The 15192-nt window shown below is 69.8% G+C and carries 10 protein-coding genes; all 10 read right to left on the reverse strand.

Translation table 11 applies throughout. The features are described from left to right. Positions 1–235: 235 nt before the first annotated feature. Positions 236–3070, reverse strand: coding sequence for an AAA family ATPase (locus tag AB0M26_RS17315; protein ID WP_365261382.1), 2835 nt, complete (start codon positions 3068–3070; stop codon positions 236–238). Between the two features lie 343 nt (positions 3071–3413). Next, a complete protein-coding gene (locus AB0M26_RS17320) occupies positions 3414–4436 on the reverse strand; it encodes an ATP-dependent DNA ligase (protein WP_365261385.1) in 1023 nt (340 codons plus the stop codon). Between the two features lie 116 nt (positions 4437–4552). Continuing rightward, positions 4553–5590, reverse strand: a complete 1038-nt coding sequence (locus AB0M26_RS17325) for a LacI family DNA-binding transcriptional regulator (protein WP_365261388.1) — start codon at positions 5588–5590, stop codon at positions 4553–4555. A gap of 273 nt (positions 5591–5863) precedes the next feature. Beyond that, complete coding sequence (locus tag AB0M26_RS17330) at positions 5864–7189, reverse strand: sugar ABC transporter substrate-binding protein (RefSeq protein ID WP_365261391.1); 1326 nt, start codon at positions 7187–7189, stop codon at positions 5864–5866. A 375-nt stretch (positions 7190–7564) separates the two neighbouring features. After that, complete coding sequence (locus AB0M26_RS17335) at positions 7565–9154, reverse strand: hypothetical protein (protein WP_365261394.1); 1590 nt, start codon at positions 9152–9154, stop codon at positions 7565–7567. Positions 9155–9327: 173 nt separating this feature from the next. Continuing rightward, on the reverse strand, positions 9328–10152 hold the full coding sequence (locus tag AB0M26_RS17340; RefSeq protein ID WP_365261397.1) for a DUF427 domain-containing protein: 825 nt from the start codon (positions 10150–10152) through the stop codon (positions 9328–9330). A gap of 291 nt (positions 10153–10443) precedes the next feature. Then, a complete protein-coding gene (locus AB0M26_RS17345; RefSeq protein ID WP_365261400.1) occupies positions 10444–11880 on the reverse strand; it encodes a glycoside hydrolase family 32 protein in 1437 nt (478 codons plus the stop codon). Beyond that, positions 11877–12740, reverse strand: a complete 864-nt coding sequence (locus tag AB0M26_RS17350; RefSeq protein WP_365261403.1) for a carbohydrate ABC transporter permease — start codon at positions 12738–12740, stop codon at positions 11877–11879. The genes AB0M26_RS17345 and AB0M26_RS17350 overlap by 4 nt, the downstream gene beginning before the upstream one ends. After that, on the reverse strand, positions 12737–13711 hold the full coding sequence (locus AB0M26_RS17355; RefSeq protein ID WP_365261406.1) for a sugar ABC transporter permease: 975 nt from the start codon (positions 13709–13711) through the stop codon (positions 12737–12739). Before AB0M26_RS17355 ends, AB0M26_RS17350 begins: the two co-directional genes overlap by 4 nt. 105 nt (positions 13712–13816) lie before the next feature. Next, a complete protein-coding gene (locus tag AB0M26_RS17360) occupies positions 13817–15148 on the reverse strand; it encodes a sugar ABC transporter substrate-binding protein (protein WP_365261409.1) in 1332 nt (443 codons plus the stop codon). Positions 15149–15192 lie beyond the last annotated feature (44 nt).

Below are 15192 nucleotides of genomic sequence, written 5' to 3' on the forward strand. Positions count from 1 at the left end.
GTCGGGTCCTCCGGCCCGTGCGGTTCGGTCGGTTCGGGCCGTTCGGTTGGTTCGGGCCGTTCGGGTCGTCGGGTCCTCCGGCCCGTGCGGTTCGGTCGGTTCGGGCCGTTCGGTTGGTTCGGGCCGTTCGGGTCGTCGGGTCCTCCGGCCCGTGCGGTTCGGTTGGTTCGGGCCGTTCGGTTGGTTCGGGCCGTTCGGTCGTCCGGTCGTCCGGTCGTCCGGCCGGTCAGGCCGGTCAGGCCGATCTGGATACATGGCTGTGCAGATCCGCGGGGAGGTCTCTTCGTGCCTTGACGTTCAACTTCCGGTACACGCGGGTGAGATGCTGCTCGATCGTGCTCGACGTGATGTACAGCTTGCGGGCGATCTCACGGTTCGTGTAACCGACGGAGGCCAGCGCAGCCACCCGTCGCTCGGCGTCCGTGAGCGAGGCGATCGGGTCCGCGTCCGCTCCGGTGTGCTCGGTGCCGTCGGGCCGGGTACGGCTGGGCAGCAGTTCCTCGCACAGCCAGGCCGCCTGGCACAGGCTCGCGACATGCCACGCCCGGCGGGCGACCGTCCAAGCGCGGCGGTGCTCGCGCAGGGCACGGTGCGCTCGGCTGAGGTCGCCCAGGGCCCGGGCGAGTTCGAACCGGTCGCCGCAGTCCTCCAGCGTGGCCACCGCCTCCTCGAGCAGGCGCGGGCGGTCGTGGGAGTTGCTTGTGGCGGCGAGCAGCCGCAGAGCCGCACCGCGCGTCCGGGACCTGCCCGTTCCCGGCTCCGCAAGCTGCTCGTTGATCAGCTGCTCGGCCTCGTCGCGGTGGCCGCCGTGCATCAGCCAGGCTTCGGCGGCACTGGTCCGCCACGGTACGAGGCCCGGCATGTCCATGGCCCAGCCGGACATCAGCTCACCGCAGGAGAGGAAGTCGGCGAGAGCCGCGTAGTGGCGGCCGGTGGCGAGGTAGTACTGCCCGCGGGCGTGCAGGTGATGCAGACCGTAACGAGTCCTGGACATGGCCTCGGGGACCGGCTGTTCGAGGTGCGCGGCGGCTTCGTCGTAGCGGCCCATCCGGGTGGCGGCGGCGACGAGGCAGCCGAGGGGCTGGCCGACGGCGACGCCCCACGCGGTCGGCTGCATGCGGGTGAGAGCCGTTTGCGCCTGGTCGTACGCGGTGGAAAGTTCGCCGCTGCGCAGGGCGATCTCCGCGCGGGCGGCGGCGAACAGCGCGTGCCTCACCGTGGCCCCCTTGGCCCGCGCCTCGTCGAGGAGCCGGTCGCACCAGGGTTGTGCGATGTCGAGCCGGTCCGCGTAGATGAGGGCGTGCAGTGCGAGCAGTGCCGGTTCGAACCCCCACGATGTGCTGTCCCCGGGCCGGGCGACCTGCAGGACGTGTTCGGCGTCCGTGACGGCGTGCTCCCCGGGGTCCTGGGTGAGCACCCTGGAAAGCGCGGACGACGAGGTGAGGAGAGGGCCGTCGGTCGGGCTAACGAGCCCTCTCCGACGCTTGCCCGCCCCGGCCAACGGCTGTACGGAGCGGGCGAACCGCGGATAGGTACTGGCCAACCACAGCTCGGTGGCCCGGAGTTCGGCTGCCACCTGCCCGCCCTTTCCGGGCTCCGCGCGGCGGGCACGCTCCAGCGCGTCGGCGGCGTCGTCGTCCTGGCCGTGCCAGAGCAGCGCCAGGATCAGCGCCGTGATGTCCCGGTCGGCGAGATGGCCGGCGCGCATGGCGGCGACGAGTGCGGGCAGCCGGCGCGCCGCGGCGGCGGGGTTGGTCCGCGATTCCGCGCGGACCAGGGCGGCCTCGGTGGCGGCCTGCTGCCGCGCATCGGCGGTGCACCGGTGGGCGAGTTCGAGATACTGCACGGCCCGGTCGATCCGCTCGTCGCGCAGTGCGTGCTCGGCCGCCTCCCGAAGGACGGGCGCCATCGACGGGTCCTCCGCGTCGGCCAGGACGACGTAGGGCGCCACGTCAGCGGCGGGCGCGCCATCACTGTGCAGCAGAGCGGCCGCACCGAGGTAGAGGCTCTTCCGCTCCCGGGTGGGCATGTCGTCGAGGACGGCGGAGCGCGCCTGGGCGTGCCGGAAGCGGCCTTCATCGAGAAGTCCGGCGTCGTTCATGGTGGCGATCGCGGCGGCCACGGTGTCGGCGTCGGTGCCGACGAGCCGTCCCAGCGCGGCGGGGTCCACGGGCAGCGCGTCCAGCACGGCGAGCGCGCGGGCCACCGGCACCACGGCCGGTTCGCAGCGGTCGAGACAACTCATCCACGCCTGGCGGAAGTTGGTCCCGACAACGATGCCCCCCGCTATGTCCGCGGCGCGCCCGTCGTCCAGCAGGGCCCGGACGAGCAGGGGGTTGCCGCCGCTCACCCGGTACGCGCTCGCGGCGAGCCGGTCGGGTCTCCCCGACGCCGGGTGTCCGGCGAACACGGTGGCAACGCCACGTTCCGACAGCGGTACCAGGGTGAGGCGGCGGCAGTGAGGGTGGCGCAGGAGTTCGGTGTGCAGGGGTGTGCGGGCCGGGCGCGGACCGGCGGTCTCGGTGAGCACCAGCAGCACCCGGGCGGAGCCGAGTCGGCGGATGAGACACAGCAGCCAGCTCAGTGAGGGGAGGTCGACGTGGCCCACGTCCTCCACGCCGATCAGCACCGTCCGCCGCTCCGACAGATCGAGCATCGCCAGGCACAGGGCGTTCAGCACCCGCGCGAGGGAAGGCTCTTTTCCTCCGGCGTCCGCGTCGGAGGCCTCCGTCACGGCGGCCCCGGCATCCAGGAGCGCTGCGATGTCCTCGGCGCACGCGTCGGGCAGTTCGAGGGTACGGAACAACTGGCCCACGACGCCGAACGGCAGCGCGCTCTCCGACCGGGAGCACACGGCCTTGAGGAACAAGGCACCGGATCCGACCGCGTGGTCGGCGAAGGCGTGGAACAGCTCGGTCTTGCCGACGGCGACCGGGCCGGTCACCAGGGCCACGCGCCCGCACCCCGTCATGGCATCGGCCAGATCCTTCTCCAGGCAGGACCACTGCTCCTCGCGCTCGACCAGCGCCGCGGCCGGCCGAACGCTGTCGTGGTCAGTCGTCGCCGCCATGGTCCAGAACCTCTCGCCCGATGCCCGTTCCCCCGATGCCGTACTGCCACCGTTGACGGAGCCCCATCGTCACAGCTCGCGGGGCCGCGCTGAATCGTTGGGGGGCCGAACTAGGGGATCTCCTCAACTTCCCCGGGCCCAACCGGGGGCGGCCGTACGACGACGTGCGACATGGTCGGTGTCCGGTGGCCGCGCCCGTTGGCGTGCCGAGAAAGGAGCGCTCTGCATTCGGGGATTCGAGAAATCGAGAATTCGGGGACTCGGGGAGTCGGGGAGTCGGGGATCGGGGACTTTGGGGGTTCGGGGACTTTGGGGGTTCGGGGATTCGATGTCCGCGATCCTCTCAGCCGCGCAGCCGCGCCCGCCTCGCTCCCGTGCTGTGGCCGTCACCGAACGGCGGCACGTCGCCCGGTTCGATGTCGGCGCGGAGGCGCAGCGCCCGTACGGCGTGGCGCCAGCGGCCCGCGTCGACCGCCACATCGCCGAGGAACTCCACGACATGCTCCGGCTCGACCGGGGTGAACTCCAACTCCTCGCGCCTTCCCCAGGACGCCGCGATGTGCGCCCCGGCCCACGGGTGACCGGAGCCCGCGGTGGTGAGCAGGTGACCCAGGTCCTCCCGCAGGGCCGGGGTGAGCGGGGTGGAGCGGGCGGCCAGCCGAAGCGTGCCGCCCTGGTCGTAGCGGCCCAGGAGCACGGTGTGCGGGGCCGCGACGGGACCGGTGACTGCCGCGACGATGGCCTCGTTGGTCTCGCGCGCGCGGACCTTGAGCCAGCCGCGGTGGCCGGGCAGGTACGGCTGGTCCCATCCCTTGGCCACCACGCCTTCGACACCGACCGGCGTCCACAGCGTCAGCCACTGCTCGGCTTGCTCGCGGTCGCTCGTCACCGGGGCCAGGGTCCACGGAGCCGTCAGTGCATGACGGGTGAACAGGTCCTCCAGGGCGGCACGGCGGACGCGGTACGGCTCGTGGACGAGTTCCGTGGTGCCCCGTTGCAGCAGGTCGAAGGCGACGTAGTGGGCGGGCTGGACATGGGCGAGGCGGCGGGCGGTGTGGGGTGCGCGGTTGACGCGCTGCTGGAGCGCGCCGAACTGCAGCTTGCCGTCCACCATGATCACGACTTCGCCGTCGAGGACGGCGTCCTCGGGAAGCGCGGCGGCGGCATCGGCGATCTCCGGGAAGGCATCGTCGAGCCGCTTGCCGACGCGGGACAGCAGCTCGGTCCTGCCCCCGGTACGGAAGACCATCAGCCGGAAGCCGTCGTACTTGGGCTCCAGGGCGAGTCCGCCGGGCAGCGCTCCCGGTGCCGGCAGGGCGTCCGTGGCCGTGGCCAGCATCGGTTCGATCGGCGGAAGAAGAACCACGTAGTCAGTATCGGGATAAAACTAGCGATTAGCGAGCTTTGTCCGGATTGGCCAGCCTGTCTCAGCCGTACGATCCCGCTGATCCGCTCGCCGGGACCCGTGATGCGCCAGGGGCCTCAGGTGCCCCTGGGTGCCGCGGTGGTGCCGCGGACGACCAATCGCGTGGGGTGCATGACCCGCGACGGAGGCCGCGACCGGTCCGCGAGCGCCGCGAGCAGGGCGTGCGCAGCCGCGGCCCCCTGCTCGGCGACCGGTTGCGCGACGGTCGTGAGGTTGACGAGGTGGCTCATCTCATGATCGTCGATCCCGACGACCGAGAGATCATCGGGCACCCTGACCCGGGCATCGCGCAGGAAACGCAGAGCCCCGAACGCCATCTCGTCCGACTCGACGAACACCGCCGTGGGGCGCTGCGGAAGGTCGAGCAGCCGCGCCATGGCCCGCTCTCCCCCGGCGACCGTGTAGTCCGCGTCGGCTTCCAGCTCCCGGTCCCGTGCGATGCCGGCGGATTTCAGGGCGTCCCGGTATCCCGCCCGGCGCTCCACCGGTGCCGTGAAGTGCAGGGGGTCCACCGGGCTGCCACCGATCAGGCCGATACGGCGGTGGCCGAGCCCGGTCAGATGGTCGACGGCCTCACGGGCGGCCGAGAAGTCGTCGATCGCGACGCTGGAGAAGTCGACCGCGTGCGATCCCAGGAGCGCCACGGGGACGTCGAGGGCACGCAGCGCGTCGATCTCGTGCTGCTCCAGCTTCAGACACATGATCAGTACCGCGTCGACCCTGCGGTGCAGAATTCGCTCGGCGAACAGCCGGCGGCGCGCCTCAGCACTCCCGTGGAGGCTGTGGAGCAGGACGTGGAGATCTGCCTGTTGGAGCACCGACTCGAACGCTCCGAGCGCACGGCCGAAGAACCACCGGTCGATGAAGGGGGTGACGACCGCGATGCTGCGCGTCCGTCCGCTGCGCAGACTGGAGGCGCCGGGTGAGATCGCATACCCCAGCTCCCGAGCCACCTGGACGACCCGGGCGCGCGTACCCTCGGAGACGCCTCCCAGGCCGCGCAGCGACCGGGAGACACTGGCGGTCGAAACACCCGCCCCACGGGCGACGTCGGCGATGCTCGCGCGGGTGCCGCCCGCGTCGCTCCGCTCCACTCGGAGGCCGCCTCCCATCCTGGCCCGCATGCCCGGCCGGAAGCGGACAATGCACGGTCCCGGTACGGCCATTCGCGGGTACGACAAGCGTTTGCGCTCACTCTAGCGTGCCCCTCTGAACTGGGTTTGCGGGGCCCTGGTCGCGCGACGTGATCGCTTCGCACGGAGCCGGGAAGGAGCGCTGCTTCCGCGTAACCGTCCGGTACCGGAGTGTACGTGCCGGGCCGGATGCGGGCCCCGCCCGGTGAGGGGCCGGGCCCTGACGAGCGGCCGTCAGCCACCGCCCCGAAGCTCGGTGTCGATGGTGGTCACCGCGCGGTTCAGCGCCTTCTCGGGGGCCGTACCGTCGTCGTAGACGGCCCGGAACGCCTTCTGGAACGCCCGGGTGACCACGGGATAGTCCGGGGTGTTCGGCCGCGGAACCGCGACGCAGCCCTCACTGACCGGCCCGTTGCCGCAGGTCTCCTCCAACTGGCGGGCGAAGAGCTCCAGCGGCTTCCCCGACCCGTAGAGTTCCGATTTCTCCAGGGCCGAATTGGTGCCCGGTATGGCGCTGTTGGCCTTGGCCATGGCGAGCACCTGACGGTCCTTGAGCAGATATTCCAGAAAGACGGCGGCGGCCTTCTTGTTCTGCGACTGCTGCGTAACGGCCCAACTCCACGACCCGGAACCGGTCTTCGTGCCGTGGCCGAAGTCCGGGAGGGGCAGGACTACCAGCTCGTCGCCGAGGGCTCGCGAGAAGTCGGCATAGCGCCAGTGGCCGTTCCACGACAGGGCGGTCCTCCCCGCGGCGAAACTCTTGGCATCCTTGTCGGGGTCGACGTACTTCTTCCACACCTGGACCGTGCCCAGCGCCTTCGCGACACCGGGGGTGTTGAGCACGCCGCCGGCGTAGCCGTTGTCGCTGCGGTGGACCAGGTCCCCGCCGGCCGACCAGACGATGGGGCTGTACGCGTAGGTGAACCACTCGCCGACCCCATTGGCCAGTCCGAAGTCCAGGACCCGACCGTCGGCGTCGCGTAAGGCAAGTTTCCTCAAGGACTCGGTGAACTCTCCGGCCGTCCATGCCGGTTCACCCTGTTCCGGGACGTCGACCCCGGCCTGCTCCAGCATGGTCCGGTTCCCGTACAGTCCCAACCCCGAGTCGAAGGTGCCGATCGAGTACAGACGGCGGCCGTACGTGCCCTGGGCCTCGATACTGGCGAGAAGACCCGCCTGCACGGCCGGGCTGATCAGCCCGGTGTCGAGCGGCGTGAGCATGCCCTTGTGCACAAAGCTGCCGAGCCTCGGGCCGTCGACGTCGAGCAGATCGGGCAGCACTCCCCGGGACGCGGCCCTCTGGACCCGCTCGTTGTAGTCGTCCTCGGGGAGGAGCGTGAGTTCGACCTCGATCCTTCTGTGGGAGGCGTTGAACGCCTTGATCTGACGCTCGAGCGTCTCCTTCTCCGGTCCCTGGCCGGTGTGATACCAGACGGCGACCCGACCCGTGGCGCCGCCTTCTTCACTCTCGACGGACGGGTACGGGGAGCATGCGCCCCCGGTGGTCAAGAGCGCCCCTGCCGCAACGAGGGCCCAGGTCCGTGGGGGGAATGCACGCATGACGCTCATCCTTCTTGCCGGTGTGGTGAACGCCATCGACTCGGCGCACACGCAGCCCGGTTGGGGATGCGCGCAGGGCAAAGCCCTGTGACGGCCGAGCGGATGACGGAAGGTGGCCGACAACTGTCCCCGGTCGACCGGCCGTTGACAGTAAGGGCTACGGGAGGGTCGACGCAACCGTTTGCGAACGGGCGGTGACCGGGCTTTCCTCCACGGGGAAAACCGCATGTGACAGCAGCACGGGACGCACCAGGGAAGGGGCGAACGGCTTTTCGCGGTAAGCGGTTTCCCGTGCGGGCGGACCCAGGCACAAGAAACCGGCCCCGCTGGATGTGTCCAGCGGGGCCGGCGAGGCGGAGAACGGAAAGCCCGCTCCTACCGGTAGACGGAGTCGATGTTGACAGAGCGGTCGACGGCCAGGCACTGCGCGCTGGAGCGTCCCCCGGACACGGTCAGCGACAGGTTGTTCGGGTTACCACAGTTGTTGTTCTGTCGACCCTCCTGAGCCACGTTCTGCTGGGAGAGGCTGGCCAGGCCGCTGCCGCCCTCGGCCTTCGCACCGCCGCCGAACTCCTTGGTGCGCACGTTGACCGATTTGTCCACCGCACCGCACTCCGTGTCGATCCTGCCACCCGTCAGTTCGAGCCCGAGGCCGTTGGGGTTGCCGCAGTTGCTGTTCTGCCGCCCCTCCTGCGCCACGTTCTGCTGGACCACCGTGGTGCCGCCGTTGCCACCGTTGGCCTCGGCGCCCCCACCCTTCGTGACCGTCTTGTGGTTGAACGACTTGTCCTTGTGCCAGCAGCGGGTGATGTCCCGCCCACCCCCGAGCACATCGGCGTCCACCCCGTTGGGGTTGCCGCAGTTGATGTTCTGCCGCCCCTCCTGCGCCACATTCTGCTGCACCAGGTTCACATCTGCACCCCCGCCCGAACCGCCGTTGACCCGGGCGCCCTCACCCTTGGTGAAGGTCTTGTGGTTGAACGACTTGTCCTCGTTCTCGCAGCGGACCGACACACGGCCACCGGTCAGTGCCAGTTCGTCGACCTGGGGGTTGGCACAGTTGATGTTCTGTCGACCCTCCTGGGCGACGCCCTGAACAGTGACCCGGCCGATGGCGCTGCCCGAGTCGACCTCCGCGCCACCGCTCACGGTCTTCGTGTGCTTGTTGAACGAACCGTCCTTGTTTCGGCAGCGAGCCTCCACGCTTCCGCCGGACACCTCCAACGGCGCGTTGTTGGGGTTGGCGCAGTTGTTGTTCTGCCGGCCTTCCTGAGCGATGTTCTGCCCGATCAGGTCCGCCCCGAGCCCTGTTGCGGCGGGCAGGGAGCTGCCGCCGTGCACGGTCGCGCCGCGGCCCTTGAACCGGGTGTGCTTGTTGACCGACTTGTCCACGTCCAGGCACCAGGCCTCGACCCGCCCGCCGGAGAGCGTCAGGGAGGTTCGGTTGGGGTTGGCACAGTTGTTGTTCTGCCTGCCCTGCTGTGCGGTGTTCTGCTCAATGAGAGCCAGCGTGGCCGAGCCGCCGAACGCCTTCGCACCGCCCGCCTTCACACGGGCGTCGTGGTTGAACGAGTCGTCCTTGGTCTTGCAGTGGCCTTCAACTCGCCCGCCATCGAGGTCCAGTGGCTGGTCGAACGGGTTCGGGTCGGAGCAATGGTTGTTCTGCCGCGAATCCTGTGCCGTGTTCTGCTGGTCCACGGAACCCATGAGGCTTGCCCCGCCGACGGCCTTCGCCCCTGGGCCGCGCCCGTGTCCATGGCCGTATCCATGTCCATGGCCGTATCCATGTCCGTGGCCGTGGCCGTGATGGCCGCCGTGACCATGTCCGTGACCGCGGCTGTGGCCGTGACTGTCACCGTGGCCGCGGCCGTGACCGTACCCGTCGGCGAATGCGGCTCCCGGGCCGAGGGTCACCATGCTGCCCGCCGCCAGAGCCACCAGCGTCGCAGTCGCGATTCTCTGCATATAAACCATTCCTCCCGTTTTTGGGCGATAGCATCCACATATCGCACTCTCAACGGCACCCGCCAACCACCGAGGCGTTGACGCGGTGGCAGTTCCCCTGGACGGCGTAGGAACCGGGGCGGGGCGGATGAGCCGCGCGGACGGTGCGGTTCATCCGGCATCGGGAGGGATGATCAGCGCGTAAGCGTCTTGCTGAAGACGGTGACCGGCCGTTCGAGCCTCTCGCCGTCGAGGATGATGTCGACGGCCTCGTTGTAGAAGGCGACCCGCTCCTTGATGTTGCTCAGGGCCGCCAGGGGATCGGGGTAGCTCCAAGCGATCCCGGGAGGCACGTCTCCGCCTCGTGGCCATGACCAGTACTCGGTGGCAACACCCTTGTAGGGGCAGCGCGTTGTGAGCTCGGTGGCCATGAGGAGGTCGAGCCGGACGTCCTCGCGCGGGAAGTAGTACCGGACGGGCAGGCCCGTCTCGAAGAGGAGGACCGGGGAGCGGGTGTCTGCGACGACCGTGCCCTCGACCTCGACCTGGACGTGGCGACTGCTGGGCAGGGCGTCGATGCGCTTGTGGGGGTCGCGCGGGTGCACGAAGATCTCTTCGTCCTCCTCGTACCAGTGCTCGAGGACGCTGCGCCCGAACCATTCGAAGGAGATGTATCCGGCCAGTTCCTTGCCGGGGTACGTCCAGGCCGCCCTCGGGGTGGTCGTGCCGCCCACGCTGAGCTCGTAGAAGACGGTGGATCCGGCGTGGCGACGACGGCTGGCCGGCTCGTCCGTCCGCCGCAGCAGGTCCGTGCGGACGTCCTCCTCCGGGAAGGCGTAGAGGGGGACGGGGCGGCCGGGCTCCCAGACCAGCAGGGGCCGGCGGCTGTCGACGACGGTGATGCCGCTCCTCGTGGCGCGCACCCAGCGGTCGCTGGGCTCCCAGGTCACGGCATCCTCCGGGTCGGGAGGGCGGCGGATGACGGGGATCTCTTCGGGGCCGGCGCTCGGGGTGGACATGGGACTCCTCCTCGCGTGCTCCCTTCACACGATGCGCGTCTCCGCCGCATTCCGCAGCCCCGGCCCCGCAGCGGAGGCCGTACGCGCGGGGCCGGAGCCCCGCCGCCGGGGCCGTACGCGCGGTCCGCTACGCAGGGACACCGATCGGAGCGCTCTGCGAGCGCCCGGGGGGCGGCTGTCCCACCGCCCGCTCGACGCCGGTTTTCCGCGCGGCCGCCCGTGACCGCTCGTGCGCGCGGCCCGGCTGCGGGGTCTCCCCCGTGCCGGGCCGCGGTGGATCACCGGGGGCCGCTACCGCGCGTCCCCCTCCGGAGGTCGCAGGGTGTACGCCTCCAGGTCCAGCGTCACGTCGTCGGACGACAGCCCCCTGGAGAGCAAGGTCCACGGCTCGCCGCCGGTCGGGTAGAAGCGCAGGGTGAGCGTCTCGCCGGATTCGGTGAAGACCTCCACGACGGAGCGATCCAGCAGGATCCTCAACTCGGTGGTCCCGTCCGGCACCGCCTCCGGCACCGGCAGCCGGTACGCGCCGACGTACGCTCGGGTCTCGTGCGAGGCGTGACCGCGGTCGACCGTCAACTCCCCGTCCCGCAGCACGAAGTCCAGGAACTCGGTGCCGTCGGCGTTCGTGTTGATGCGCATGCCCCAAGCCGGGTCCTGACCGAAGCCGAGCCGCACGCGCAGATCCGCGACGCCGTCCAGTTCGGCGACCGCTGCGGTCTCACCGGGAGCGACGCCGCACACCATGCGCTGCGGCTCGCCGTACCGCAGTCCGTCGAGTTCGCGGGCGGGCACCTGCCGGGCCCGGCCGTCCGCGGTGAGCGTCACCTCGCGGGGCAGGGTGAGCAGCCCGGCCCAGCCCGCCTCCTTGACGGTGGTCTCGTCGCGGGCCTCCCAGGACCACCCCCACATCAGCCATCGCCCGTCCGGTGCGCGCATCAGCGCCGGGGCATAGAAGTCGGGGCCGTGGTCGAGGCGGAACGGATCGGAGAAGCGGTAGCCGTCGCCGTCGGGCGTACCGGCCCAGGCGGCCACGTGGGCCGGGCCGGTGCGCTGGTACCAGGTGCTGGTGATCAGCAGCGCCCGCCCGTCCTCGAAGGTCGCGAGGTGCGGGCACTCCCATGCCTCGCCGGTACGGACACCGGGCCCGGCGTCGGCACGGCGGTGCAGTGAGCCGCGGGAGGTCCAGCGCTCGAGGTCCTCCGACTCGTAGAGCAGCGCGGCACCGCTGCCGTCCCGCATCCCGGCGCCGACGAGCATCCGCCAGCGGTCGCCGTCCCGCCACACATAGGGGTCGCGGTAGGTGGTGACGCCTTCGGGCACATCGGGGATGACGAGCCCGGGGCGCTTGGTGAAGGTGACGCCCCCGGGGTCCGAGTCGGCGGCGGCCACCGGCTGCCACCAGCGGTCGATGCGGTAGGCCGAGAAGAAGGCGGTGAGGCGGCCGTCGTGGGACACCGCGCTCCCGGAGAAGCAGCCGTGGGCGTCGTCCCCGCCCGTGGCAGGGCTTAGCGCGAGGGGCAGTGGTTCCCACCGCAGCAGGTCACGGCTGCGGTAGTGGCCCCAGTGCACCTGCTCGTGGGTCGGCGCAAACGGATTGTGCTGGAAGAAGACGTGGTACCAGCCGTCGTGGTGGACCAGGCCGTTGGGGTCGTTGATCCAGTTGGCCGCCGGACGCAGATGAACGGCCGGTACGTGCCGGTCTTCGATACCGGTATCGATGGTGCTCACTCCTTGACCGCCTGAGCGGCCACGCCCTGGACGAACGCCCGCTGGAAAATCAGGAAAACAATCAGTGTCGGAATGGTCATCATTGCGGCGAATGCCATGATATCTCCCCAGCGCAGCGGGGGCAGGGTCTGGAAGACCGCGATACCCACCGGCAGCGGGCGCACTTCCTCACTGCGCGTGGTCATGACCGGCCACAGAAGCTGGCCCCAGGTCATGAGGAAGCTCAGGATCGCCACCGACGCGTACGCGGGCCGGGACAGCGGCACGATGACACTGCGGAAGGTGCGCCAGGGGCCGGCGCCGTCGATCCGTGCCGCCTCTTCGAGTTCGCGCGGCAGCGACAGGAAGAACGAGTAGAAGAGGTAGACGAAGAACGGGTTGGCGACGAACGGGATGATCTGGGCCTGGTAGGTGTCCAGCCAGCCCATCTCGGTGACCATCAGCAGCAGCGGGATGGCGAGGGCTTCGAACGGGATGATGATCAGCGCCACGATGACGGCCAGCACCGCGTTGCGTCCGGTCCAGCGGAGCCGGGCGAGCGCGTAGCCGAACATGCTGTTGACGACCAGGCCGAGGACCACTGTCGTACCGCAGACGACCAGGGAGTTGAGCAGCAGCCGGCCGAAGTCCGAGCGCTCCCATGCCCGTACGAAGTTGTCCAGCGTGGGATCGGTGGGGATCAGCGCGCGCCAACTGCCGCCGTCGTCCAGCACGTTGGCGTCGGCCTTGAGGGCGCCCGCGAACATGAAGACCAGCGGTACGAGCATCACGACGGCGACGCCGATGCAGATCACATAGTGCAAGGGCACGTTGTGCCCGGTGCGGCGGCGCGTACGGGTGGTGGGGGTGGTGGAAGTCATCGGACGGCACGCTCCTCGCGGCCGAGCCTGCGCTGGATCAGCGTCACGGCGAGCACGAACAGGAAGAAGATGACGGCGATGGCGGAGGCCTGGCCGATCATGCGCCGGCTGTAGCCGGTCTGCAGGAGCTGGAGCATCATCGTTCGGGTCGAGTCCAGCGGGCCGCCGGGGAACTGCGGCATCAGATACACCTGGTCGAACAGGCGGAATGCAAAGATCGCCGTCACATTCACCACGAAGATCAGCGTGTTGCGCAGGCCCGGGACCGTCACATGCCGGAACTGCTGCCAGGCGTTCGCCCCGTCCACACGGGCAGCCTCGTAGAGCGACTGCGGGATCGCCTGCAATCCGGCGAGGAAGATCACCATCTGGAAGCCGACACCCTGCCAGATGGACGTGATCACGATCGCGGGCATCGCCCAGCCGGTGCTGGAGAGCCATCCCGGCTGCAGATGGCCGAAGGAGACCGCGCCCAGCACGCCGTTGACCAGGCCGCCCTCGGGGAGCAGCAGCAGCTTCCACACGACTGCGGCGACCGCCATGACGGTGACTGTCGGCAGGAAGTAGATCGTACGGAACAGCACCCGGCCCGGCAGCGCCCGGTTCACGAGGACCGCGAGTCCCAGGGCCGCGGCCGTCTGCACGGGGACGACGATCACGGCGAAGAGGGTGTTGTTGCCGAAGGCCTGCCAGAACTGCGGGTTGGAGAACAGCCGCGCGTAGTTCTCGAGGCCGGTGAAGGACACCGGCAGCGGTGACGACAGCCGCTGGTCGGTGAAGGAGAGCAGCACCGCGGCGACGAACGGGGCGATCAGGAAGAGGACCAGCAGGGCGGCGGCCGGAGCGGAGAACAACGCGGCCGTCACCCGCTCACGGGTGCGCGGCGTCGCAGAGCGCCGCCGCCTGGCCGCAGGTGGCGCGCCGGGTGGCGCCGACCCTTCGACAGCGGGCTCAAGGACGGTGCGGGACATGGTGGTTCACCTCAGGCGGTGCGAAGAGACGTTGTACGTAAGGGAGTTGAGGCGGCGCGGCGGCGAGCGCGTCCGGTTCAGCCGCCGCCGCACCGGGCCCGGCGGCTACTCGACCGGGTAGCCGTCGTTGTCGCGGATGTCCTGGTCGATGGCGGCGACCGCCGTGTCCAGGGCCTGCTTTACGTCCTTGCCCTGGCTGATGTCGTCGATCGCCTGCGCGAACGCCTGCGTGATCGCCGGGTACGCGGGGGTCTGCGGGCGCGGCACCGACACCATCGGCGCCTTCTCCAGGGACTTCGTGACCAGGTCCATGGCACCGCCGTCCCGGTAGATGTCGGCGTCGGTGAGGGCGCTCTTGCGGGACGGCGGAGCGCCCGTGGCCTTGTACATCTTCAGCACGCCCTGCTTGCTGAGCAGATGCTCCAGGAACGCGGCGGCCGCGTCCGGGTCCTCCGCCTTGCTGGTGATGCCGAACTGCCAGGAGCCCATACCGGTCTTGGACCCCTTGCCGAAGTCGGGCAGCGGGATGACGGCGAGATCCTTGCCGGCGGCCTTCTTGTAGCCGGTCGTGTAGGCCCACATGCCGTTCCAGGCGATGGGGCTCCGCTTCTTCAGGAACGGGCTGTCGTCCTGCGCCTCGGTGTCGACGTACTTCTCGGTGAACCAGGACTGGAAGTGCTTCAGCGCCTTGACGACCTCGGGCTTGTCGAGCACGCCCTTGGCGGACTTGTAGTCCTTGCGGTCGATGAGATCGCCGCCCGCGGACTGGACGATGGTGCTGAAGGCGTAGGACAGCCACTCGCCCTGGCGGCCGTACCACATGTGCAGGTCCAGGGGGCGCTTGTAGCCCTTCTTCTGGAGCTTGCCGAGGATCCCGGCGAACTCCTCGGGGGTCCAGGCGTCCTCGACACCCTTGGGTATCCGCGCGCCCACCTTCTTGAGGGCCGACTTGTACGCGTAGAGGACGAGGCCGGAGTCGAAGGCGCCGACGCCGTACAGCTTCTTGTCGTAGGTCCCCTGCTGGACGATGGAGGGCAGCAGGTCCTTCTTGGTGGACGCCTTGAGGCAGCTGTCCAGCGGGATGATGTTCTTGTTCCAGGCGTAGTTGTAGAGAAGCGGCCCGTCGAAGTCGAGGATCTCCGGCAGCTTGTCCGCGGCGGCCGCGGCCTGGACGGAGTCGTTGTACGTGCCTTCGGGGACGCTCTGCACCTTGACGGTGACCTTGTCCTGGCTCTCGTTGAAGTCCTTGACGATCCCCATGAAGGTCTTCTTCTCCTCGCCACCGGCGTGGTAGAAGGCCGTGATCGTCCGCTTGCCGTCGATCTTGCCGTCGCAGCTCGCGCCGCCGGCGGCCGCGTCACCGGAGCCCGTACAGCCGGTAGCCGCCAGGGCCAGCGCAGTGATGGTGCAGGTCGCGGCTAGAATGGTTCTGCGCATGGTTCGTCCGTCCTCGTGTCTGATCGCATGGTGGAGATGAGCCT

It is taken from the genome of Streptomyces sp. NPDC051776, assembly GCF_040681345.1.
GTDB lineage: Bacteria > Actinomycetota > Actinomycetes > Streptomycetales > Streptomycetaceae > Streptomyces.

What these genes read in the sequence shown, in the direction of transcription:
- AB0M26_RS17315 (WP_365261382.1), bottom strand. Translation starts at nt 3,070, where the DNA reads ATGGCGGCGACGACTGACCACGACAGCGTTCGGCCGGCCGCGGCGCTG.
- AB0M26_RS17330 (WP_365261391.1), bottom strand. Translation starts at nt 7,189, where the DNA reads ATGCGTGCATTCCCCCCACGGACCTGGGCCCTCGTTGCGGCAGGGGCG.
- AB0M26_RS17335 (WP_365261394.1), bottom strand. Translation starts at nt 9,154, where the DNA reads ATGCAGAGAATCGCGACTGCGACGCTGGTGGCTCTGGCGGCGGGCAGC.
- AB0M26_RS17340 (WP_365261397.1), bottom strand. Translation starts at nt 10,152, where the DNA reads ATGTCCACCCCGAGCGCCGGCCCCGAAGAGATCCCCGTCATCCGCCGC.
- AB0M26_RS17350 (WP_365261403.1), bottom strand. Translation starts at nt 12,740, where the DNA reads ATGACTTCCACCACCCCCACCACCCGTACGCGCCGCCGCACCGGGCAC.
- AB0M26_RS17355 (WP_365261406.1), bottom strand. Translation starts at nt 13,711, where the DNA reads ATGTCCCGCACCGTCCTTGAGCCCGCTGTCGAAGGGTCGGCGCCACCC.
- AB0M26_RS17360 (WP_365261409.1), bottom strand. Translation starts at nt 15,148, where the DNA reads ATGCGCAGAACCATTCTAGCCGCGACCTGCACCATCACTGCGCTGGCC.